Origin of the sequence: Chryseobacterium shigense (assembly GCF_900156575.1) — a bacterium.
GTDB classification, from domain to species: domain Bacteria; phylum Bacteroidota; class Bacteroidia; order Flavobacteriales; family Weeksellaceae; genus Chryseobacterium; species Chryseobacterium shigense.
The window spans coordinates 127,770-150,469 of the sequence record NZ_FTNY01000005.1; the positions used below are offsets into that span (position 1 = coordinate 127,770).

At 39.1% G+C, this 22,700-nt stretch carries 14 protein-coding genes and 1 riboswitch; of the genes, 11 read left to right on the forward strand and 3 right to left on the reverse strand.

Going from position 1 to position 22,700, the window contains the following annotated elements:
* Positions 1-410: 410 nt before the first annotated feature.
* Together BW964_RS17695 and fumC are read right to left on the reverse strand one after the other, a co-directional pair.
* The gene (locus BW964_RS17695; RefSeq protein ID WP_076509171.1) at positions 411-620 is read right to left on the reverse strand and encodes a bacteriocin-like protein; all 210 of its coding nucleotides are present in this window, start codon (positions 618-620) and stop codon (positions 411-413) included.
* 146 nt (positions 621-766) lie between these two features.
* Positions 767-2,161 (reverse strand): class II fumarate hydratase, encoded by a 1,395-nt coding sequence (gene fumC / locus BW964_RS17700; protein WP_076509173.1) that lies wholly within the window; start codon positions 2,159-2,161, stop codon positions 767-769.
* A 136-nt stretch (positions 2,162-2,297) separates the two neighbouring features.
* On the opposite strand from fumC, the gene BW964_RS17705 reads away from it, so the two are divergent.
* Positions 2,298-3,905 carry a fumarate hydratase gene (locus tag BW964_RS17705; RefSeq protein WP_076509175.1) on the forward strand — a complete coding sequence of 536 codons (1,608 nt, stop codon included), beginning with the start codon at positions 2,298-2,300 and terminating at the stop codon, positions 3,903-3,905.
* A gap of 93 nt (positions 3,906-3,998) precedes the next feature.
* Positions 3,999-4,283, forward strand: coding sequence for a hypothetical protein (locus tag BW964_RS17710; RefSeq protein ID WP_181876125.1), 285 nt, complete (start codon positions 3,999-4,001; stop codon positions 4,281-4,283).
* Positions 4,284-4,379: 96 nt separating this feature from the next.
* On the opposite strand, the gene BW964_RS17715 is transcribed toward BW964_RS17710, so the two are convergent.
* Positions 4,380-5,249 carry a helix-turn-helix transcriptional regulator gene (locus BW964_RS17715; RefSeq protein WP_076509176.1) on the reverse strand — a complete coding sequence of 290 codons (870 nt, stop codon included), beginning with the start codon at positions 5,247-5,249 and terminating at the stop codon, positions 4,380-4,382.
* A 150-nt stretch (positions 5,250-5,399) separates the two neighbouring features.
* On the opposite strand from BW964_RS17715, the gene BW964_RS17720 reads away from it, so the two are divergent.
* The 9 genes from BW964_RS17720 (at position 5,400) to BW964_RS17760 (ending at position 22,668) form a co-directional block, all read left to right on the forward strand.
* The gene (locus BW964_RS17720) at positions 5,400-7,478 is read left to right on the forward strand and encodes a T9SS type A sorting domain-containing protein (protein WP_076509178.1); all 2,079 of its coding nucleotides are present in this window, start codon (positions 5,400-5,402) and stop codon (positions 7,476-7,478) included.
* Between the two features lie 215 nt (positions 7,479-7,693).
* The gene (locus BW964_RS17725; RefSeq protein ID WP_076509179.1) at positions 7,694-10,531 is read left to right on the forward strand and encodes an alpha-amylase family glycosyl hydrolase; all 2,838 of its coding nucleotides are present in this window, start codon (positions 7,694-7,696) and stop codon (positions 10,529-10,531) included.
* A 109-nt stretch (positions 10,532-10,640) separates the two neighbouring features.
* Positions 10,641-10,749: riboswitch (SAM riboswitch) on the forward strand.
* A gap of 99 nt (positions 10,750-10,848) precedes the next feature.
* The gene (locus BW964_RS17730) at positions 10,849-13,269 is read left to right on the forward strand and encodes a TonB-dependent receptor plug domain-containing protein (protein WP_076509181.1); all 2,421 of its coding nucleotides are present in this window, start codon (positions 10,849-10,851) and stop codon (positions 13,267-13,269) included.
* Positions 13,270-13,276: 7 nt separating this feature from the next.
* The gene (locus BW964_RS17735) at positions 13,277-14,578 is read left to right on the forward strand and encodes an APC family permease (RefSeq protein WP_076509183.1); all 1,302 of its coding nucleotides are present in this window, start codon (positions 13,277-13,279) and stop codon (positions 14,576-14,578) included.
* 187 nt (positions 14,579-14,765) lie between these two features.
* Complete coding sequence (gene prfA / locus BW964_RS17740; protein WP_073328887.1) at positions 14,766-15,851, forward strand: peptide chain release factor 1; 1,086 nt, start codon at positions 14,766-14,768, stop codon at positions 15,849-15,851.
* Positions 15,852-15,932: 81 nt separating this feature from the next.
* Positions 15,933-16,604, forward strand: a complete 672-nt coding sequence (locus BW964_RS17745) for a hypothetical protein (protein ID WP_123911973.1) — start codon at positions 15,933-15,935, stop codon at positions 16,602-16,604.
* Between the two features lie 22 nt (positions 16,605-16,626).
* Positions 16,627-17,301: a hypothetical protein gene (locus BW964_RS17750; RefSeq protein ID WP_076509186.1), complete on the forward strand. Its 675-nt coding sequence runs from the start codon at positions 16,627-16,629 to the stop codon at positions 17,299-17,301.
* A 161-nt stretch (positions 17,302-17,462) separates the two neighbouring features.
* Positions 17,463-19,499, forward strand: coding sequence for a prolyl oligopeptidase family serine peptidase (locus BW964_RS17755; RefSeq protein WP_394333906.1), 2,037 nt, complete (start codon positions 17,463-17,465; stop codon positions 19,497-19,499).
* Between the two features lie 136 nt (positions 19,500-19,635).
* Positions 19,636-22,668, forward strand: a complete 3,033-nt coding sequence (locus tag BW964_RS17760; RefSeq protein WP_076509189.1) for a reprolysin-like metallopeptidase — start codon at positions 19,636-19,638, stop codon at positions 22,666-22,668.
* Positions 22,669-22,700 lie beyond the last annotated feature (32 nt).

Consider the following 22,700-nt stretch of genomic DNA (forward strand, 5'->3'; position numbering starts at 1 on the left):
AACTTGTTTCCGGCCTCTCCATCAATTATTTTAAATAACCAGAGTTTGGGATAAGGGTTTCGTGGTTGAAATATGAAACGACCTTACATGCATATACTGGATCAATTTCAAAATCCGGGAGGAGTTGAAAAGGCTTTTTTGACGCAAAGAATTGATTATTCTATTCATAAAGGGGAGCAAAGGCGGAATCAATTTCATTGATTCGATGAAGCGGATGTTGTATACAGATCGCTTCATCAGTGACGCAGTACAGTCTTTGCCTTCCTTAAAGCTAAATGTTAATAAGATAATCTTTGCGTCAAAAAAATTTCCAAATATTTTATAGATATTTCTATATACTTTCAAATCTCAAACCCGCATCCCAAAAGCCGAAACCCATCAATCTTAATTTTTCTTATCCCGAATCCAAGTTAAATAGGATCTTCCTCTATCGGAGTGGCACACATATCGACATGGATCATGCATCCTGCCTGTGAACAGGGATTGTCTGTAGGAACAGGGCAGCACGCATAATATCCGTTATACTGAATTAAATACCAGTTGGCAGGGCATCGTGGAATAACCGCTCCTCCAAATACTTCTTTCAGGCTGGCTCTGTTGAGTTTTTTCAGATTTTTCATATATTAGTTTTTGTATATCACTAATATATGAAAAAATAGAATTATAAAATGTATTTTGATAAAAAATTGTAAGACAGCGGGTTACTAAAAATAAAAACCCCAGAATTTCTGAGGTTTCTATCATTTAATCTATAAGGGCTAAAATTTTATTTAAGGCTTCCCACCATATCTTCCGGCTTTACCCATTCATCAAACTGCTCAGCAGTTAAAAAGCCAAGATTTACGGCTTCTTCTTTTAACGTGGTCCCGTTTTTATGGGCTGTCTTTGCAATTTTTGCTGCATTTTCATAGCCGATGTGGGTGTTTAAAGCAGTGACAAGCATTAATGATTTGTCTACCAGTTCTTTAATTCTCTCATGGTTGGGTTCAATACCTTCCGCACAATGATCATTGAATGAAATACAGGCATCAGCAATCAGTTGTGCAGACTGCAGGAAATTGTAAGCCATCACCGGCTTAAAAACATTAAGCTCATAATTCCCCTGAGTTCCCGCAAAAGATATGGTCGTATCATTTCCAAGAACCTGAGCACAAACCATTGTCATGGCTTCATTCTGTGTAGGGTTTACTTTCCCCGGCATAATAGAAGATCCCGGTTCATTTTCCGGAATATGAATTTCACCGATTCCCGAACGCGGTCCGGAAGCCAGCAATCGGATGTCCTGAGCTATCTTGAATAGTGAGACAGCCAGTTGCTTTAAAGCTCCGTGAGATTCTACAATTGCATCGTGAGCGGCCAGAGCCTCAAATTTGTTTTCAGCAGTGATGAAAGGATGGTTTGTAAACTTGGCAATATATTCAGCTACTTTTACATCATAACCATTCGGTGTATTAAGTCCTGTACCTACGGCGGTTCCTCCCAAAGCAAGTTCAGAAAGGTGAGGCAGCGTATTTTTTAAAGCTTTCAATCCATATTCAAGCTGCGCTTTGTAGCCGGAAAACTCCTGCCCAAGCGTAAGAGGAGTAGCATCCATCAGGTGGGTTCTCCCGATTTTTACAATATCTTTAAAAGCTTCTGCTTTAGCTGCAATTGTATTCTTCAGTTTTTCAACAGCAGGAATCGTTACTTCCACCACTTTTTTATAAGCAGCAATGTGCATTGCCGTTGGGTAAGTATCATTGGAAGACTGTGATTTATTCACATCATCATTCGGGTGAATTTCAGATTTTTCGCCCAAAACTCCGCCATTGTTCACATGAGCTCTGTTGGAAACCACTTCATTGATATTCATATTAGACTGCGTTCCCGATCCCGTTTGCCAGATGACCAAAGGAAACTGATCGTTGAGTTCTCCTTCCAGGATTTCCTCACACACCTTGGCAATCATATCTCTTTTTTCAGCAGGAAGAACTCCAAGATCTGTATTGGTATAGGCTGCTGCTTTCTTTAAATAAGCAAAAGCCTCAATGATTTCGTGGGGCATAGAACCCTCCGGTCCGATCTTAAAATTATTTCTGGAACGTTCAGTCTGTGCTCCCCAAAACTTGTCTGCAGGCACCTGAACCTCTCCCATAGTGTCCTTTTCGATTCTGTAATTCATTGTGATTGAAATTTTTATAAAGTTAACGATAAACGCAGAATCACGCAATTTATAACCATTATAAATATCAATAGGGATCACTGATTTTACTCATGTTTTTTTAAGGAAGGCGTATTTTTGCACAAACAAAAATTGAATGGATTTTAGATATCAGGATCCGTATCCGATCCAGAAAGATGATACGGTGTATAAAAAATTGACATCAGACTACGTAAAAGTTGAGCAATTAGGAGATAGAGAAATTTTAACCATTGACCCGAAAGGACTGGAGCTTTTAGCGGAAGAAGCGATGGCTGATGTTTCTTTCATGCTTCGTTCTTCACACTTGGAAAGTCTTAAAAGAATCATCGATGATCCGGAAGCGACTGATAATGACAGATTCGTAGCATATAATCTTTTACAGAATGCAGCCGTTGCCGTTGAGGGAGCTCTTCCTTCTTGTCAGGATACAGGTACGGCTATTGTAATGGGGAAAAAAGGAGAAAGTGTTTACACCGGCGTGGATGATGGAGAATACCTGAGCAAAGGAATTTATAATACCTATCAGAAAAGAAACCTTAGATATTCACAGGTAGTTCCTTTAACGATGTTCGAAGAAAAAAATTCAGGATCCAATCTTCCGGCACAGATCGATATTTATGCTAAGAAAGGAGATTACTATGAATTTTTATTTTTAACGAAAGGAGGAGGATCTGCTAACAAAACATTCCTGTATCAAAAGACCAAGTCATTATTGAACGAAAAGTCTCTGGAGGCATTTGTCAAAGAAAGAATCTCAGATCTTGGAACGGCTGCCTGCCCGCCCTATCACCTGGCGCTTGTTATCGGAGGAACTTCTGCTGAAGCGAATCTAGCCGCTGTGAAAAAAGCATCTGCAAAATATTATGACAACCTTCCGACAGAAGGAAATGAAGGCGGACAGGCATTCAGGGACCTGGAATGGGAAGCCAAAGTTCAGAAAATCTGTCAGGAAAGTGCCATCGGAGCGCAATTTGGAGGAAAATATCTTACCCATGACGTAAGAGTAATCAGGCTTCCGCGTCACGCTGCTTCTTGCCCTGTGGGAATGGGGGTTTCGTGTTCAGCAGACAGAAATATTAAAGGTAAAATCACCAGAGACGGTATCTTCCTTGAGCAGCTGGAAGAAAATCCAAAAAGATTTTTACCGGATACACCTCCGCACTTAGAAGAGGCTGTAGAAATCAATCTGAATAAGCCAATGCCGGAAATTCTGGCTGAGCTTTCAAAATATCCGGTCAAAACGAGATTGAAATTAAACGGAACATTGATCGTTGCAAGAGATATTGCTCACGCAAAGATTAAAGAAATTCTGGATAGCGGTCAACCGATGCCGGAATATTTCAAAAATCATCCCATCTATTACGCAGGACCTGCAAAAACTCCGGAAGGAATGGCATCAGGAAGTTTCGGGCCTACAACTGCCGGAAGAATGGACGTCTATGTTGACGAATTCCAGAGCCACGGCGGAAGCATGATTATGCTGGCGAAAGGTAACAGAACTAAAGAAGTAACCGATGCATGCGGTAAATACGGAGGATTCTATCTGGGATCCATTGGCGGACCTGCAGCCATTCTTGCCAAAGAGAATATTGTATCCGTAGATATCGTAGATTTCCCTGAATTGGGGATGGAAGCCGTAAGAAAGATCGAAGTAAAAGACTTCCCAGCATTCATCATTACGGATGATAAAGGCAACGATTTCTTCGCAGATCTAGCTCATTAATTAGTTTAAAATCAAAATAAATTAGAAAATAGGACGTGTATCTTTTGTGTACGACACAAAAAAGTCCTATTTTTGCCTAAAATCTTTAAGAAAATGATAACGATTTTATCAGCATTTTGGCCGTTCTACCAGTTCCTATGGACTGTATTCTTTATAATCATGTTCTTAGTAGGGTTCTGGTGTATCTTCATGTTCTTCGGTTTGGTAATCCCAATGTGGTTAACTGAAGGTCTGAAAGAATATTTCGGAAAAGTAAAACCTTTCGACCCTGAGGACATCAGAAGAAAAGAGGTAAACGAGCAGGAAGGTGTAGAAGTAATCTACAGTAATCCTAAAGGAAACGGACCGTTCCTACACGATCACGGACATCATCATTAATTTGATTGTCATTGCTTTTTCACCTTAATTCTGAAAAAGTAATATCAAAGCAAAACAACATATATAAACCGCTTAATTTTTAGGCGGTTTTTTTTATTACCCATTTCTCAGTTGTTCTGGCGAGACCCCAAATTTTTTCTTGAATGCCCGCGTGAAATTCTGAACATACTCATAGCCGCATTCAATCGCTATTTCTTTGATCATAATCCCTTTATCAATGATCATTTTCTTTGCTTTCAGCATTCTCAGTTCCGAGATGTAATCGGATACAGTCATCTGATATTGAGCTTTAAATTCCTTTCTGATCTTATTCTGATTAATACCCGTAAGCTTTCCTATGTCTTCGGCCCGGATATTTTTGTGATAATTTTCATCAATATATTTTTTAATGATAAAAGAGGTTCCCGGTTCCGTCAGTATCACATTCTTTTCATTAAACTGGTCAAAGATCAGAAGAAGAAGTTTAATGATTTTCGCTTCAACAAACAATCGTTGCATCATCCCTTTTTTTGAATAGCTGATCAGTTCATTTAAGATCATATGCATCTCTACAGTCATATGCGGAGGTGTTTTCTTATGAATGAATATATAATTGTTACGGATCATATTTTCCAGAATATCTGCATTCTCTTTGCTAGATTCAGGGTCGATGAGGTTGAAAATGTACTGATAATTGATCTGGATCTGAAGATATTTTATTGTTTCCTGGTTGTCTGTCCAAAGTTCTGCCTTGCTCTCCTGGGAAGAGTAATGGAGGATGTATTGGTTTTTTCTGAACAGAAATTTGGTCTCACAATCATTCGCCTCCAAATTAATATTAGGGCTCAACAAAAAAAGAAGGCTGAAGCTCGCCCTGCTTTCAACCATATGTAATCTTGAAAACTTTTCAGGCAGCTGATCTTCCTGCATCACGATCTTGATGTGTTCGGAACTGAACAGTAATCCGCTATTGGAGAGATTCTTCATACGAAATGATTTTACAGGTAGGTACAATTTGAAATAAAAGCCTAACACCGGATAACAAAAAGTTTGGAAATGATAACTCAGGGTTAATAATGAAAGGTAATTTTGCGCAAAATTAAATTAAATTTAGAATAATTAAAAATAATATTCAATATGTTTCAAAATTTACATTTTGCGATTCGTAAAATAGGAGCAGGTTTAGCCTTGCTCACCATCGCAGGAAGTTATCTATACGGCCAGCAATGGGAAAATGTAGGAGGCGCACAGGGAGTTTCAGCTGGGGGGAGCAGTTATAATAATTTAGTAGTAGATCAGACCGGAAATTATTATCTTTCTTATTATGATACGTCTGTAGGTAAAGGCTCGGTACAAAAATTCAACGGGACATCATGGTCTTATGTAGGAGGATCTGCCGGAATTACAGAGGGCACTGCTACCTTTAACACTTTATCTCTTGACGGTTCAGGCAATATTTTTTATACCAACCAGGCAGGATATCCCGCATCAGGTATTGAAGTTCGTCAGTTTAACGGAACTTCATGGACTCAGCTTCCAAAGGCCACAGAATCTTCTGCCAATTATCATGCTTCTGCAGTTTCTCCGTCCAATGTTCTGTTTACATTTGGAGGGCATAATTCAGGAACCGTAAAGCGTTATGTCAACGGAAATTGGGAGCAGGTAGGAAATACAGGTTTTTCCAATGGGGCTTCATTTGCAGAAATGGTCATAGGATCTAATCAGAAAATCTACACATGCAGTATATCAGCAGGAGTAAGAGTTTATGAAAACAGTACTTCTGCGACAGCTACGGATACTTGGATGCTGGTGGGTGGCAGTATTGTAGATGCCGCTTCTTCTTCAGAACAGTATACATCAGATATTGCTATAGATGGGAACAACAATCTCTACGTAGCGTATGTTTCAAGTTCAGCGAACGGACAGAAGTTAAACGTAAAGAAATTCTCCGGTAATGCATGGATACAGCTAGGTGAAGTTAATTTCTCTGAAGGAAGAGTACAGCATGTGGCCATAGCAGTTACCTCATCTGGTCAGCCTTATGTAGTGGCAAGCCGTTTTGAAAATGACGATTTTTTAAGAAATACCGTTTACAAATTTGATGCAGCTATAGAGAAATGGATCCCATTTGGCGGTGATTTTATTTCTGACGGAGAATCAAAATATAATGACCTGGCTATAGATAAGGCTAATAATTACTTGGTACTTGCTTATACCGAGGAGGTTACCAAAGTAAAAAGGATTCCATTGAACGGAACTCTGCCTGGCTGTACCAATACTGATCCGGGAAGCACTGCAGGAGATACAGGTTGTGTAACTTTTACTTATCGCGGGCAAACCGTAACGTATTCCACCGTAAGAGGTGCTGATGGAAACATCTGGATGCAACAGAACCTGGGAAGTTCTGTAGTAGCATCAACATTGGGGGATGAAGCATCGTACGGAGATCTTTTCCAGTGGGGAAGATGGGATGATGGCCACCAGCTGAGAAATTCCGCTACTGCAGCACCTACAACACCGAATTCGCCTGATGGATTGGCTGGATCCAACGCCTTTATTATCGGGTCCACTTCATGGTGGGGTACTTTTGCGGCTAATGACAAATGGACCGCTTCCAATGCAGCGAATGTATCAGCTAACGTAGGAGCGGACCCTTGTATGGCTGCAGGACCAGGTTGGAAAATGCCTTCCCAGGCTGAATGGACAGCAGCTGTGAATTCAGAGCATATAGCAAACCCAGGGACTGCATATAACAGCTACCTGAAACTGCCGGCATCAGGATACAGAAGCTCTTCCAACGGAGCACTTACCTTTGCAGGGCAAAGAGGGTATTTCTGGAGTTCTGATACCTCAAATTCTGGAGGAAAATATCTGTACATAGGTTCCACAATTGCCAATCCTTCTTCAGGAGCAATGCGAGGACAGGGATCAGCAGTGAGGTGTATCAAGACGGGTTCTGCGTTAGGAACATCAGATATCATCAGAAAGACTGAAACGGTAGGTTTCTATCCAAACCCTACGAACGGCATCTTGAATATTAAGGCAGATTCATTGATTGAAAGTGTCAATGTCATCAATATGGTAGGACAAAAGCTGAACAAAATTCTGTTCTCCAACAACCAGGTCAATCTGAACGGGCTTCCGAGCGGGCTTTATATTGTAGAATTAAAACTAAAGAACGGACAGGTTTTTTCTAAGAAAATTATTAAAAACTAGATCCAATATATTTGATTGATCAGCAGGGGGCTTTTTTAGGAAAGTCCTTTGTTGATTCACCCGGAATTAATTTATTTTAAGCATAGTTCATTACAATTACTTTTATCGTAAAGGCTTATGAAATTTTTCATGAGCCTTTTTTTTATGCTTTATTTTTCACAAATAAATGAAGTATAAAGATGAAATAAATACTATATTCGATAAAAATAAAGAAAATGAAAAAGTTTTATTCCCTTGTTTACCTGTTGGTTGCGGTGTTTTCTTTTGGCCAGATCAATTATACGATTGCTCCCAATCCCTTTAACGAAACTGATGCCATTACGCTGACGGTTCCGGGAAATCAGATCGATGAATCTGCCTGGGGTGTTTCCAATAATGCTGTTTATCTCTGGTCATGGTCTTTTGACACCAATTATCAAAACAGCCAGGATTGTCCTACCAACGGAAGCTGGAACAATTCCAATGATTTGAATAAACTCAGTTACAATTCCGCTACAGATACCTATTCCTTAACTTTTACTCCAACTTCATTTTATGGAAGAACAGGAATAGGAAGGTTCGGGTTTCTGTTAAAAGATAAAACAGGTTCTCATCAGACCTCGCCGGATATTTTTGTCAATGTTGGTGTTTTAAATTTAAACTTGACGAATCCGGTCGCCAATAGTCTCACTACAGTTCCTGCGGGAAACTCTGTCAATATCACGGCAACTACAAATGCGAGTGCCACATTTCAGTTAAAAGCCAACGGTACAGTTGTCAATTCTACGTCTGCTCCCTCCCAATCTTATAATTATAGTTATACGGTAACTCAGGATGCCAACATGGAGCTGATTGCAACAGACACCAATTCAAACTCAAAAAATGCGACATTTATATTGCAGACTCCCAGGACGGTCATTTCGGAAGCAATTCCCAACTGGATCAGACAGGGAATCAACTACCTTCCTGCAGATCAGACCAAAGTAGGGCTTGCCCTTTACGCACCTCATAAGAATTTTGTACATGTTATCGGAAGCTTTAATAATTGGGCTGTGAATGACGCTTATTTAATGAAAAGAGACACTGCCAATCCGGATCTTTACTGGATTGAATTAAATGCGCTGACCCCTCAGCAGTTATATACGTTCCAATACAGAACCAATGATCTTAAAAAAGTTGCAGATCCTTATTCACCGCAGATTTTATCTTCCTATGATGACCAGTGGATTTCAAATACTACCTATCCAAATTTGCCACCGTTCCCTGCAGGGCAGGATTTTGAAGTTTCCATGTTTAAAACCGGACAGGCCCCTTATAATTGGCAAACGATCAATTTTCAGAGGCCGGCTAAAGAAGACCTTGTGGTGTATGAACTGTTGCTCAGAGATTTTACACAGGAAAAAAACTGGCAGTCGCTTATCAATAAGATCTCTTATTTAAAAAATTTGAATATCAATGCCATTGAATTGCTTCCTATTATGGAATTTGAAGGGAACCTTTCCTGGGGATATAATACCTCATTCCACTACGCATTGGATAAAGCATATGGGACGCCTGAAAAATTTAAAGAATTTGTTGACTTGTGTCACCAGAATGGGATTGCGGTTATTTTAGATATTGCCTTCAATCATGCCACGGGACGTTCTCCTCTGGCAAGACTCTGGAATATTGACCCGGATGGTGATGGTTACGGCGAAATAGCGGCTAATAATCCTTATTTCAATCAGGTTCCCAAACATTCTTATAATGTGTTTAATGATTTCAACCATACAAGCCCTTCAACTCAATATTACGTTGAAAGAAGTCTTCAGCAATGGCTTACCGAGTATCATATTGATGGATTCCGCTGGGATCTTACCAAGGGTTTTACTCAAAACTGTTCGGAAAACGATGAAGTCTGTACCAATGCCTACCAGCAGGATAGGGTAGATATTATGAAACAGTATGCAGACAAACAATGGGCTATTGATCCAAACTCTTATATGATCTTCGAACACTTGGGAACAGATGCCGAAGAACAGCAGTGGGCAAATTACAGAGTTGCTGAAGGAAAAGGAGTCATGCTATGGAATAAACAGACCGATCCTTATAACCAGAATACCATGGGCTATAAAGATAACAGCAATTATGACAGAATGAATCACAATCTTCACGGCTTTACAAATATGTCTGCTGTAGGTTATGGAGAAAGTCATGATGAAGAGAGATTAATGTTCAAGAACCTTGCCTATGGGGCAGTTAACGGAAGTTACAATGTGACCAACCTTGCTACCGCCTTAGAAAGAATGAAAACTTTTGGAGCGACATTTTTTACCATTCCCGGTCCGAAAATGATCTGGCAGTTTGGAGAATTGGGTTATGAATTCAGTATCAATCGCTGTGCAAACGGAACGATCAGCAGCGGATGCAGAACCGATGAAAAACCTGTTGCCTTTACATTAGGCTATGATACCAATGCCAATAGAAAAGCGGTATATGATACCTGGGCTAAAATCATCAATATCAGAAATAGCCACCAGGTTTTCAAGTCTAAAACATACACAATAGAATCGAACAACCTTACGAATGATCCGGAAGGCCTGATCACGAGGATTTATGTATATGATAATACCATCAATGGAATGAAAAATGTTGTAGTGCTGGCCAATTATACCACCGCTGCACAGAATGTTGTTCCTTATTTTCCTTATGCAGGACAATGGCAGAACCTGATGGATAATACGATCTCAAATTTTGTTTCTACAACAACTCCGATCTCGTTGCAGCCGGGAGAATTCAGGATTTTTGGAAATTACTCCGGAGCACTTTCAACCGTTGATGTCAATGCGATGACTAAGTTATCCCTTCAGATTGCAGATAATCCGGTAAAAAATGGGATGGTAAAATTCATTTACCATAAAGTGAAAAACGGAGAAATCGTCATTTTTGATATGAGTGGTAAAAAAATGGATTCATTTCAATTACCTCAGGAAAACGGAACGTATGAATGGAAGGTAGCTTATCCTCCGGGAACCTATCTCGTTCATTTACGGTCTGAAACTGGCATAGCAATCCAGAAGATGATCATTAAATAAATTGAAAAAAGAGGGATGATGAAAGGACATGATCCCTCTTTTTTATTCATAGCACAGAATATATAAATCTACTTTTTGGTAATTAAAAATATTAGTCTACTTTTGCAATAGATTATCGAGAAAGGTGGAGGGATTTGGCCCTATGAAACCTTAGCAACCTGCACGTCTCTAAAAAGTGTAAAGGTGCTAATTCCAGCCCGTTGTGGGGAAGATGAGAAAAGTCAATATTCTGGCAGCAATTCCATTTCTTGAAGTCTTTTTATATCTGTGGATGAGGTCCGTGGAAGCATATGATTATTAATTGATAAGAACAAAAGATGAAAAAATTAAGCCTGTCTGTTATACTCTTGGGATCTGTTTTGATCAACGCACAGGAACAGGAAAAAGGAACTCAGATTGAAGATGTGGTAATCGTGGGAAACCGGAATGCCAAAAGAACAAAACTGGAAACCCCCGTTCCCGTAGATATTATCAATATAGAAAAACTGCAGAGATCTGCTCCGCAATCTACAGTTCAGGATCTTCTAAATTATGTGATCCCATCATTCAATGCAGTAAGACAATCTGCTTCTGACGGTACGGAGCATATTGATCCTGTAAGTCTGAGGGGAATGGGGCCTGATCAGGTGTTAGTATTGGTCAATGGCAAAAGAAGACATACCAGCTCATTGGTCAATTATCAGAATACAGTCGGAAACGGATCTGTAGGAACGGATCTCAGTACGATTCCCGTGATTGCGATTGACAGAATAGAAGTTCTGAGAGATGGTGCGGCAGCACAGTATGGTTCAGATGCCATTGCAGGAGTAGTGAATATTATCCTTAAAAAAGATATTGGAGCGTCCGCATCGGCATCTTATGGAATTACAGGAAGAAACGACGGGGAAACTTATCAGACGGGAATCAACTATGGATCTTCTCTGGGAAAAAAAGACAGCTATGTCAATCTTTCATTGCAGTTGAGTCATAGAGGAAAAACGACGAGAACCCAAAATCATGATCTGGATATTTTCGGAGATAATTTTGCGTATGAATTTGCCAACGATCCTGATGCGGCCAGAGCTGCCGACGATCAAAAAATAAGAGAACGGGGATTGACGCGCAATGATTTTAACTTCCAGATCGGAGACGCTCAGATTAGACAGGCACAACTGTTTTTTAATTCCGAGTATCCTTTGAGCGAAAACTTCAAACTCTATTCTTTCGGAGGTTTCAGCATTAAAGAAGGAAAAGGATTTGGTTTCAGAAGGCTGCCAAGTGAAACATCCAATGTAGTTTCTTCTATTTATCCAAACGGATTTCAGGCCTCTCTGGGATCACAGGTCTATGATTTCTCCTATGCTTTAGGAGCCAAATATAATGTAAACAACTGGCTGATTGATCTAAGCAATACTTTCGGAAGCAATACCTTCAATTACAAGGTAAACAATACCAATAATGCTTCGTTGGGAGCGAAATCCCCAACAAGTTTTTATGCAGGAGCTCACAGTTTTCTTCAGAATACAGTCAATCTCGATGTTTCTAAAAATATCAATCAGTTTAATGTAGCGTTCGGAGGTGAGTTCCGTTTTGAACAATATGAGATCAAAGCAGGAGATGAGGCTTCTTATACCCGTTATGATATCAATGGAAATCCGGCCGGCCCCGGCTCTACAGTTGAGGGAAATGGAGGTTCACAGTCGTTCATTGGTTTTTCACCCGATAATGCGTTAAAAAAATCCAGACATTCCGCAGCGGTATATGCAGATGTATCTTATGATCTTGCTAAAAAACTAAATATAGATCTTGCCGGAAGATTTGAAAACTATTCAGATTTTGGTAATACCCTGAACGGAAAACTGGCATTGAGATATGAATTTGTAAAAAACTACGCTATAAGAGCAGCAGTGGGAACGGGTTTCAGAGCACCCTCCCTTCAGCAGCAATATTTTAATAACTCCTATGCAGATATTTCTACTTCAGGGTCGGGCATTGTGACCAAAGGAATTTTCAGAAACGACAGTGATGCCGCCAAAGCGCTTGGATTTGATAAATTAAAGCAGGAAACATCAGTCAATGCCAGTGCTGGATTTGCTATAAAGCCAGCCAACAGATTAATGATCACTGTTGACGGGTACTGGATCCGGGTAAAAGACAGAATTGTGATCACCAGTAATATCACAGATCCCAGACTGGCGGAGTATGACGTAGAAAGCGGTAGATTCTTCGCCAATGCTATTGATACCGAGACAAAAGGCGTTGATGTGGTAGTTACCTATGACTGGAAAGTAGGCGGTGGAAATTTAAATATCAATCTGGCTGGAAATTATACAGAAACAAAAATCAAAGATTTCCATTTTCCTGAAAAGTTAGTGCCTGCTCAAAATGAATTCTTCGGACCCGATCAGATCAATATCATTGAAACCCTGTCTCCCAAAACAAAAGCATCCTTAGGACTGAATTATGCCATCGGAAAATTCAATTTCATGGTAAGAAATACGTATTTTGGTCAGGTGATAAGAGATGGGTACCCTTTTGGAAAAGTTCAGAGTTTTACGCCTAAAGTAGTAACAGACGTGAGTGTAGGATATGATATCACAAAAAGGATTAACCTGACAATAGGTGCCAATAATGTATTGGATGTCTTTCCGGACCTTCAGATCTATGAAAACTCATATTATGGAGTATTTAAATATGCTCCGGTTCAGATGGGAACTTTGGGGAACTATTTCTTCGGAAGGCTTAATTTTAATTTTTAACTGCTAAATGAGTACTGCTACACACCAGATCGGCTGGAAAACCGCTGCTGCGATCGTTGTTTCCAATATGATTGGGACCGGGATATTTACCACCTTAGGGTTTCAGCTTTCTGATATTACCAATACCTACAGTATTTTTCTGTTGTGGATCATCGGTGGGATTCTCGCTTTGTTTGGGGCTTTTTGCTATGCTGAGCTGGGATCTTATTTTAAGGGAAACGGAGGAGATTATATTTATCTTAAAGAAACCTATCATCCGGTTTTCGGGTATCTGGTCAGCTGGATCTCTCTGATCATTGGATTTTCTGCGCCCGTGGCTCTGGCTGCATTGGCCATGTCAAAATACCTGTCAGCTTTTAATTACACCTTTGGAAACGGTTTTGCCATCGGATTCATTTTCCTGGTGGCGGCTACATTGTCATTCAGTCTTAAAACCTCAAGCCGTTTCCACAATTTTTTTACCTTTATCAAAATTGCTTTCATTATTGTGCTGGTTATTTTGGGGGTAGTCCTTCCGGGATCGGCTGCAGGAAACAGTCTGGAATTTGGAAACAGCTGGCAGGACGAAATTATGCTTCCGGCATTCGCCACATCTCTGGTTTTTGTTACCTATTCCTATACCGGATGGAATTCTGCATCTTATATCGCAGGAGAAATAAAAAATGTTCAGAAGAATCTTCCCAGAGCTTTAATTGTGGGAACTGTTTTTGTAACGGTAAGTTACCTTCTGGTTAATTATACCATGCTCAAACACGCACCTGTAATTCAGATGGCAGGAAAAGAAGATGTGATGGGAGAAGCAGCAGGAAATATGCTGGGTATTGGTTTTGGAAAAATTGTCAATATTTTTATTGCCTTGCAGTTGATTGCAACCATCAGCGGATATCTGTGGGTAGGTTCAAGGCTGACGCAGGCTTTTGCAAAAGAAAATCATTTATGGAGATCACTGGCGGTTAACAACAAAAAAGGAATTCCCGTAAGAGCGATCTTTGTTCATGCCGTGATTGCTTCGGTCATCATTCTGACAGGAAGTTTTAAAGAAATTTTTGTTTATACCGCATTTATCCTTCAGCTATTTGCCAGTCTTTCCATTTCTACCGTTTTCTTTCTGAAAAAAGACCAGCGAAAAATATTTAAATCCAATCTATTCTATATTTTTCCCGCAGTTTTTCTTCTCTTCAGTATTTATATTCTCTATTTTACCCTTATTCATAATCCTAAAGAGAGCATTATAGGACTTGGCATTGTAGCGTTTGGACTTATTTTATATGCCGTTGATCAAAAGTTTTTTAAAAAGCCCGCAGAATAATCATTCAACAGATAAAGCGTCTGTCTTTGTTAAAAAAATCCTTCAGCTTTTAGGCATCAAAGAATACTCAATGATCTTAAAAATATCATAAACCTTAATGGTTCAAAAAATTATGCTGATTGGATTGCAGAAAGGAATTTTAATTTGAATTAATAATTCTTATCTTTGCACTCTCAAAAATTGCAGAATGTCTAAATCATTAATTCCAAAGCTAGAAGCGATTAAACAAAGATATAATGAAGTTGCAGACCTTATTATACAGCCTGATATCATTTCAGATCAAAAAAAATATTCTTCATTAAATAAAGAATACAGTGATTTGGGTAAGATTGTAAGAGTTTACGATCAGTATAAAGGGGCATTAGACAATATTGCAGAATCTGAAGAAATCATTGCGGATGGTTCAGACAGAGATTTGGTAGATATGGCTAAGGAGGAAAAAGTAGAAGCTCAGGCTAAACTTCCAGGTTTGGAAGAAGAGCTGAAAGTTTTATTGATTCCTAAAGATCCTGCCGACGACAAAAACATTATCGTGGAATTACGTGCCGGAACCGGTGGTGATGAAGCAGCTATCTTCGTGGAAGATGTATATAGAATGTACTCCATGTATTTCAAAACAAAAGGTTGGAAACATGAAGTGACAGATTCTAATGAAGCAGCAAAAGGATATAAGGAACTTATCATGAAGGTGGAAGGTGAAGGCGTTTACGGAATCATGAAATTTGAATCCGGAGTTCACCGTGTACAGCGTGTGCCTGAAACAGAATCTCAGGGGAGGGTTCATACCTCTGCTATTACCATTGCTGTTTTACCTGAAGCTGAAGAAGTGGATTTTGAACTGAATCCTGCAGACATTGAAATGCAGACATCCCGTTCAGGTGGAGCCGGAGGTCAGAACGTAAACAAAGTTGAAACGAAAGTTCAGCTGACACATAAGCCTTCAGGAATGGTGGTTGTTTGTCAGCAGGCCCGTTCTCAGCTGGCGAACCGTGAGCTGGCCATGGAAATGCTAAGAACAAAACTATACGATATCGAATTGCAGAAAGTTCAGGGTGATATTGCAGCACAACGTAAATCAATGGTTTCTACCGGAGACCGTTCTGCAAAAATCAAAACCTACAACTATCCACAGGGAAGGGTGACAGATCACAGAATCAACAAATCGATGTATAATCTGGATGCTTACATGAACGGAGATATTTCTGAAATGATAGACGCCGTGATCATGGCAGAAAATGCAGAGAAGATGAAGGGGGAAGAAGAAAACTATTAAAATAAACATATCAGGCTCTTGAAATTCAAGAGCTTTTTTTTGCTGGACCATTCAGCAGATTTAAAATAAACTATACTACCTATGAAACGACCGATGAGAATTGTATTGCTGATGCTGTTGTTCTGTGTTCAGAACGTTTTTGCACAGACTAAAGCATTAAATCCTGAACAGGTATTCGGAATGTATTTTGATGCTTTTGTAAAGCAGGATCAGAATACACTTCAGAAGCTTAATACTTACCTTACCCCATTCCTGGGTGCTGAAAACACATATACCATAGATTTGAAAAAATCATACAGTGAGGAAGTTCAAAATCTCACCAATACCTTTCTTACCAATCTTCCCAAAGAAACAGCCGTTGATTGTAAAGCAGAAGCAGGCGAATATTTCAATGCACTTTTAGACAATTTAAAGCATACCCGGTACGTTGTAAAAAACATACGGGAAGTAAAGAACGAATATGTGGATAATGGTCTTGTAACAGAACTTAGTGTAGATTTGATTTTTTCTGCTCCTGCAAAAACTTCAGATTTAAAACTTGAAGAAGCAAAAAAAATGAAGGCGGAAGATCTGAAGGCCTATTTAAAAAAGAAAACACATGCTTTTACAAAATCAGAAAAAAAAGAGACTGTAAAACAGGTTTTTAAACTTTATCAGATTAAAAAAGAAGGAAATACTTATTATTGGAATGGAGGTCCGCAGGAATTGGTGTGGAAGCTGAATGAATTGTATTTCAAAACTTTAACACACTAAAAAGACAAAATAAAATATATTTATGAAGAAGTTGAATGTCATTATATTGTTGATGTTGGCCCTATTCAGCCAGAATCTGATGGCCCAGACGGAAGTGAAAAAACCTTCAGAAGTCTTTGAAATGTACTTTGGTACCTTCGTTAATAATGATACAGCCGTCCTGAATAAACTGAACGATTATTTGAAACCTACGGTAGAAGGAGAAGATGCTTATCAGGTAGATTTCAAAGTAGTTTCTCAGGAAATGATGAAAGAAAGTACAGATAACTTTTTATCGGCTTTTTCCAAAACTACAGCGGATGCCTGCAGAAAAGAAGCTGAAGACTACTTCAGTGCCATGATGGAGAATTTTAAAAATGGAAAACTTACCGTTAAAGAGGTAAAAGTCGTTCAGAATGAATATATTGAAGATCAGAAAATTGCTGAGGTCAATTATTCAGTCAGTTTTAAAGTTCCTTCAAAATTTTCTGATATCCCTTCCGGAGATATAAAAAATGTAAAGCCTGAAGATCTTAAGAAGTATCTGGTTCAGAGTGTCCGGGATTTTAAAAATGCCGACAAAACAGTTATAACTGCGCAGACGTTTAAATTATATCAGCTTAATGAAGGAGGGAAAATATATTACTGGAATGGTAGTCCGGACGAAATTGTTTCCGGGTTAACAGATTTTTACTTTGAAAGCTTTGGATCTAAATAACGATCTCTACACAATATACCTAAAGAAAAAGCTCTGATCCTTCAGAGCTTTTTTTATTTCACATACTTTCCGTATTTTTGAGAAAACCCTTGATTATGAATTTTAAGCCTATGCTATTAACTGCTGGAGTTCTTTTTTCAGCAACTTTTTATTCTCAAAAAATGAATTATCCTAAAGCAGTAAAAGGAAGTCAGACGGATACCTATTTCGGTACCGCCGTATCTGACCCTTTCAGAGATCTGGAAAATGATTCTGAAGCAACAAAAAAGTGGGTAGATGACGAAGTAGCCTACAGCCAGAATTACCTTTCTAAAATCCCTTTCAGAAATAAGATCAAAGATCAGTTGAAAGACATCTGGAATTATGAGAAAATTTCAGCACCTTTCAAAGAAGGAGATTATACCTATTATTATAAAAATGACGGGCTTCAGGCACAGTCTATCTTATACAGAACAAACAATAAGACCAAAGCAACGGACATCTTTTTAGATCCCAATAAATTTTCAGATAAAGGAACTACGTCACTTTCCAATCTGTCATTCAACAAGAAAGGAAACCTTGCCGCCTATTCTATTTCAGAAGGCGGAAGTGACTGGAATAAAATCATTATTATCGACGCTATTACTAAAAAACAGATCGATGAAACGCTGGTAGACGTAAAATTTAGTGGAATTTCATGGCAGGGAGATGCTGGCTTCTACTACTCAAGCTATGATAAACCTAAAGAAGGAACCGTACTTTCCGGGATGACCGATAAACATAAAGTGTATTTCCATAAATTAGGAACAAAACAATCTGAAGACAAGCTCATCTTCGGAGGAGACAAAACACCTAGAAGATACCTAAGCGCAGGTGTTTCTGAAGATCAGAGATTCCTTATCATTTCTGCAGCCAATGCAACAAATGGAAATGAATTGTATATCAAGGATTTAAAGAAAGGAGGAGATTTTGTGCAGATCAATAAAGGATTTGATGTTAACGCCAGTATTGTAGACACTCAGGGTGATGATCTGTTTATCTTTACGGATAAAGATGCACCCAATATGCGTCTGGTAAAAACAAGTATTACAAATCCTTCCCCCGAAACATGGAAAGATCTTATTCCGGAAACCGAAAATGTTTTGGGAATCTCTTCAGGAGGTGGATATTTCTTTGCAACTTATATGGTTGATGCCATTGATCAGGTCAAACAGTTTGATAAGAACGGAAAACTGGTAAGAGAAATTACACTTCCGGGAAAAGGAAATATTGCAGGTTTTGGAGGTAAAGAAGAGGAAAAAGAACTTTATTTCTCTTTCAGCAACTACATCACCCCGGGAACTACCTATAAATTTAATGCAGATTCAGGGAAATCAGAGGTCTATCAGAAGCCGAAAGTGAAGTTTAATCCCGAGGATTACATCTCTGAGCAGGTATTCTATACTTCAAAAGATGGGACTAAAGTTCCGATGATGATCAATTATAAAAAAGGAACTAAACTTGACGGTAAGAATCCTACCATTCTGTATTCTTACGGAGGATTCAACATCAGCCTTCAGCCTTCGTTCTCTGTAGTCAATGCAATATGGATGCAAAACGGAGGGATCTACGCGGTACCGAACATCCGTGGTGGTGGAGAATATGGTAAAAAATGGCATGATGCAGGTACGAAAACACAGAAGAAAAATGTGTTTGAAGACTTTATTGCTGCGGGAGAATATCTCCAGAAAAAAGGCTATACTTCCAAAGAATATATGGCATTATCCGGAAGATCAAATGGAGGACTTCTTGTAGGGGCAACAATGACGATGCGTCCTGATCTTGCCAAAGTAGCCTTCCCTGGAGTCGGAGTTCTGGATATGCTGAGATACAATAAGTTCACAGCTGGAGCAGGATGGTCATATGACTATGGAACTGCCGAAGACAGCAAAGAAATGTTTGAATATCTTAAATCGTATTCTCCTGTACATAATGTGAAAAAAGGAACATGTTACCCTTCTACAATGATCATTACCAGCGATCATGACGACAGGGTAGTTCCTGCGCACTCCTTTAAATTCGGAGCAGAGCTTCAGGAAAAACAAGGATGTAAGAATCCTATTTTGCTGAGAATCGAAAAAAATGCAGGACATGGTGCAGGAAGAGCCACCGATCAGGTGATCAGTGAAAATGCGGACCTCATCTCTTTTGCTCTATATGAAATGGGAATCAATAAATAATTATAAATAACAAAAAAGAAACCAAAATAGCTAATTTTATTAAAATTAGCTATTTTTTTTAATGGTACTATGTATTAAATTGTTACTTTTGTTCTGGATATTTAAAATTTATTAATTCTATTCATGTAGTTCAGTTATGAAAAAAAGAATTTTACTAGTTTGTGCATTGACGGCGGGTGTTGCCAGCTTCAACGCACAAAGATGGGAACCTGCTTCGCAGAAAACTTCCCAGATTAGAAAAGAAGTTGATGTGAAATACTCTTATAAAGTAGATCTTACATCACTTAGAAGTATTTTAAAAGATGCTGTAGAAACAGGTAAAGGCGCAAAAGCTGTTATCGTTTCACTTCCTACAGCTGAAGGAAAAATTGAAAAGTTTGCGGTATACAGCAATCCAGTGATGGAAAAGTCTATGGCAGACAGATATCAGTTAGGTTCATACGTAGGGGTTGGAGTTGAAGATCCTTCTAAATACGTAAGATTCAGTACCTCTCCTACAGAAATGCAGTCAATGATCATCAAGGACGGAGTATTCCAGTTCATTGAGCCAATCACTACCGATAAGCAGACTTATGGAGTATTCTATAAAACAAAGAGAACAAGCAGCGAGCAGGGATTTGAGTGTGGTACCAACGAAACCAATATCAAAGATATCCAGCTTTTAAAAGAAAACGGTAAAAAAAAGCTTTCTAATGTAGGAATTACTAACAGACCTGCAAGTACAAAGTACAGAACCTATAGATTGGCAATGTCTACTACCGGTGAATATACCGCTTATTTCGGAGGTGTTCCCGGAGCTGTTACACAGATCAACAATACCATGACCAGAGTAAACGGAGTTTTCGAAAAAGACTTTGGTATTAAATTACTTCTTCAGGATTTTCAGAATGTTATTTATACGAATGCTGCTACTGACCCTTATTCGGACTCAGGCCCAGGAGTAGATGATGCATTATGGAATGGAGAGCTGATGAATGTTCTTCACAATAACGTTGGTGAAGCTAATTTTGACATCGGACATTTATTTGGCGCTACCGGAGGAGGTGGTAATGCAGGATGTATCGGATGTATCTGTAGCGATGATATGACATTAAACCAAGGGTCTCCTGTAGCTTACAAAGGATCCGGATTTACTTCTCCGGCTAATGGAGTTCCATCGGGTGATTCATTTGACATCGATTATGTAGCGCACGAATTAGGACACCAGTTAGGTGGAAACCATACCTTCTCAAATAACACAGAAGGTTCTGGTGTTAATGTAGAGCCGGGTGGTGGTACAACTATTATGGGATATGCAGGAATCACGTACGACAATGTACAGATGAGTTCTGATGCCTACTTCCACTATGCTTCAGTAAATCAGATCCTTAATAATCTTGATGCTAAAACAACATGTGGTGTTTCTCAAAATATCACTACCAATACGGCACCTGTTATTTCCCCTCTTACAGCATACAGCATTCCTAAAGGAACAGCCTATTATTTAGATGCTACAGCAACCGATACTGATCCTATTAAATATACATGGGAGCAATATGACAGTGTAGACGAAGATGCTACCATTTCCGGAGACAGTGGTTGGGGGTACAATTCCCAAGGCGCTGTGGGAAGATCTTTCTTTGGAACAACAAGCGGAAGAAGATATTTCCCAAGCTTACCTTTGGTAATGGCTGGTAAATTAACGAATAAAACAGTTTCAGGAGCTGCTACAACTCCAAATTGGGAAACAGTATCTTACGTACCTAGAACTTTACATTATGCCGTGACTGTGAGAGATGAGAATGCACAAAGACCAATGCTTTCCTCTTTAGAGACAACAGTGACTGTAGGAAACGACGGACCATTTAAGTTTAATGGTATTACAGCTTCTTCAGTTTTATACAATAATGCATCAAACACGATCAAGTGGGCTGTAGCTAACACAACAGCTGCTCCTTATAATGTTGCGAATGTAAAAATTGAGTATACTACAGATCTTGTTAACGGAGCAACGTGGAACCAGCTGGTAGCCTCTACTCCAAATACAGGAAGCTATACAGGACAAATGCCGGATGGCTTAACTGGTGCAGTTAAATTGAGAATATCTGCGATCAACAATGTATTCTATGCAGTATCTCCACAAGTAACTGTAGGAGCAGCGCCGACTTCAACTACAGCAGCGCCAACTGGAGTATCTACTACATCTGCAGATGTTCTTAAGAATTCAGCGATCGTTTCTTGGAACAGTGTACCGGGAGCAGCTACGTATTCTGTAAATTATAGAAAATCAGGAGTTTCAGCTTGGACAAATGTATCAAGTACAACTAACTCGTTACTGTTGAGTACTCTTGAAGACGAAACAGCTTATGAAGTACAGGTAGCGGCTGTGGTAAACAGTGTACCTGGAAGCTTCTCTTCAAACTACGTTTTCAAAACAAAGCCATTGGCAACAGGAGTTAACTACTGTATCTTAAATACAGGATATAATTCTGTAGGAAACATTGCAAGAGTACAGCTTTCTAACATTAATCATATTGATACTAACATCAGATCTTACAAAGATTTAAGTGAAGATCCTGCGAAAATAATCAACCTTATCAGAGGAACTTCTTACCCGATCAGTATTTTTGGTCTTTACAATCAGGCTGCTCCTATGACGTATAACGTATGGATCGATTATAACAGAAATGGGGTGTATGAGACAAGTGAAAAAGTATATACAAGTGCTGCTACAGCTCCGGGATCAAATGGTGTAGGAAGTGTTGCGGGTAACTTCACTGTTCCTGCTTCTGCTCTTGTTGGAAACAGAGTAGTGGGAATGAGAGTCGCATCTAACTATGCTGCAGCGCTAACCAACGCTTGTGGAACTGCCGCAGGTAACTTGCCAAGTGGAGCAGGAAGTGTTATGGATTTCTCAGTAAGAATTTTCGGATCTGCCCTTGCAGTAGACGAAACTAAAGATACCAAATCTGAAGTTGAGATTTATCCTAATCCTGCGGATACTTTTGTAGGTGTAAGAAACCTTAAAGGAAAAGCAGACTATAAAATCTATAGTGCAGACGGAAGATTAGTTCAGAGCGGTGATGTTGATAATCAGATTATTAATGTAGCTGGTTTAACTAAAGGAATGTATATCATTACCATTAAAGATGATAAGAACACTTATAATACTAAACTTATCAAAAAGTAAGCTATTATAATATAATATTTAGGGCCGGACTT

Coding starts and splice junctions, on each gene's coding strand:
- BW964_RS17750 (WP_076509186.1), top strand. CDS start 16,627: ATGAAGAAGTTGAATGTCATTATATTGTTGATGTTGGCCCTATTCAGC.
- BW964_RS17695 (WP_076509171.1), bottom strand. CDS start 620: ATGAAAAATCTGAAAAAACTCAACAGAGCCAGCCTGAAAGAAGTATTT.
- BW964_RS17720 (WP_076509178.1), top strand. CDS start 5,400: ATGTTTCAAAATTTACATTTTGCGATTCGTAAAATAGGAGCAGGTTTA.
- BW964_RS17730 (WP_076509181.1), top strand. CDS start 10,849: ATGAAAAAATTAAGCCTGTCTGTTATACTCTTGGGATCTGTTTTGATC.
- BW964_RS17710 (WP_181876125.1), top strand. CDS start 3,999: ATGATAACGATTTTATCAGCATTTTGGCCGTTCTACCAGTTCCTATGG.
- BW964_RS17745 (WP_123911973.1), top strand. CDS start 15,933: ATGAAACGACCGATGAGAATTGTATTGCTGATGCTGTTGTTCTGTGTT.
- prfA (WP_073328887.1), top strand. CDS start 14,766: ATGTCTAAATCATTAATTCCAAAGCTAGAAGCGATTAAACAAAGATAT.
- BW964_RS17715 (WP_076509176.1), bottom strand. CDS start 5,249: ATGAAGAATCTCTCCAATAGCGGATTACTGTTCAGTTCCGAACACATC.
- BW964_RS17760 (WP_076509189.1), top strand. CDS start 19,636: ATGAAAAAAAGAATTTTACTAGTTTGTGCATTGACGGCGGGTGTTGCC.
- BW964_RS17755 (WP_394333906.1), top strand. CDS start 17,463: ATGAATTATCCTAAAGCAGTAAAAGGAAGTCAGACGGATACCTATTTC.
- BW964_RS17705 (WP_076509175.1), top strand. CDS start 2,298: ATGGATTTTAGATATCAGGATCCGTATCCGATCCAGAAAGATGATACG.
- BW964_RS17725 (WP_076509179.1), top strand. CDS start 7,694: ATGAAAAAGTTTTATTCCCTTGTTTACCTGTTGGTTGCGGTGTTTTCT.
- BW964_RS17735 (WP_076509183.1), top strand. CDS start 13,277: ATGAGTACTGCTACACACCAGATCGGCTGGAAAACCGCTGCTGCGATC.
- fumC (WP_076509173.1), bottom strand. CDS start 2,161: ATGAATTACAGAATCGAAAAGGACACTATGGGAGAGGTTCAGGTGCCT.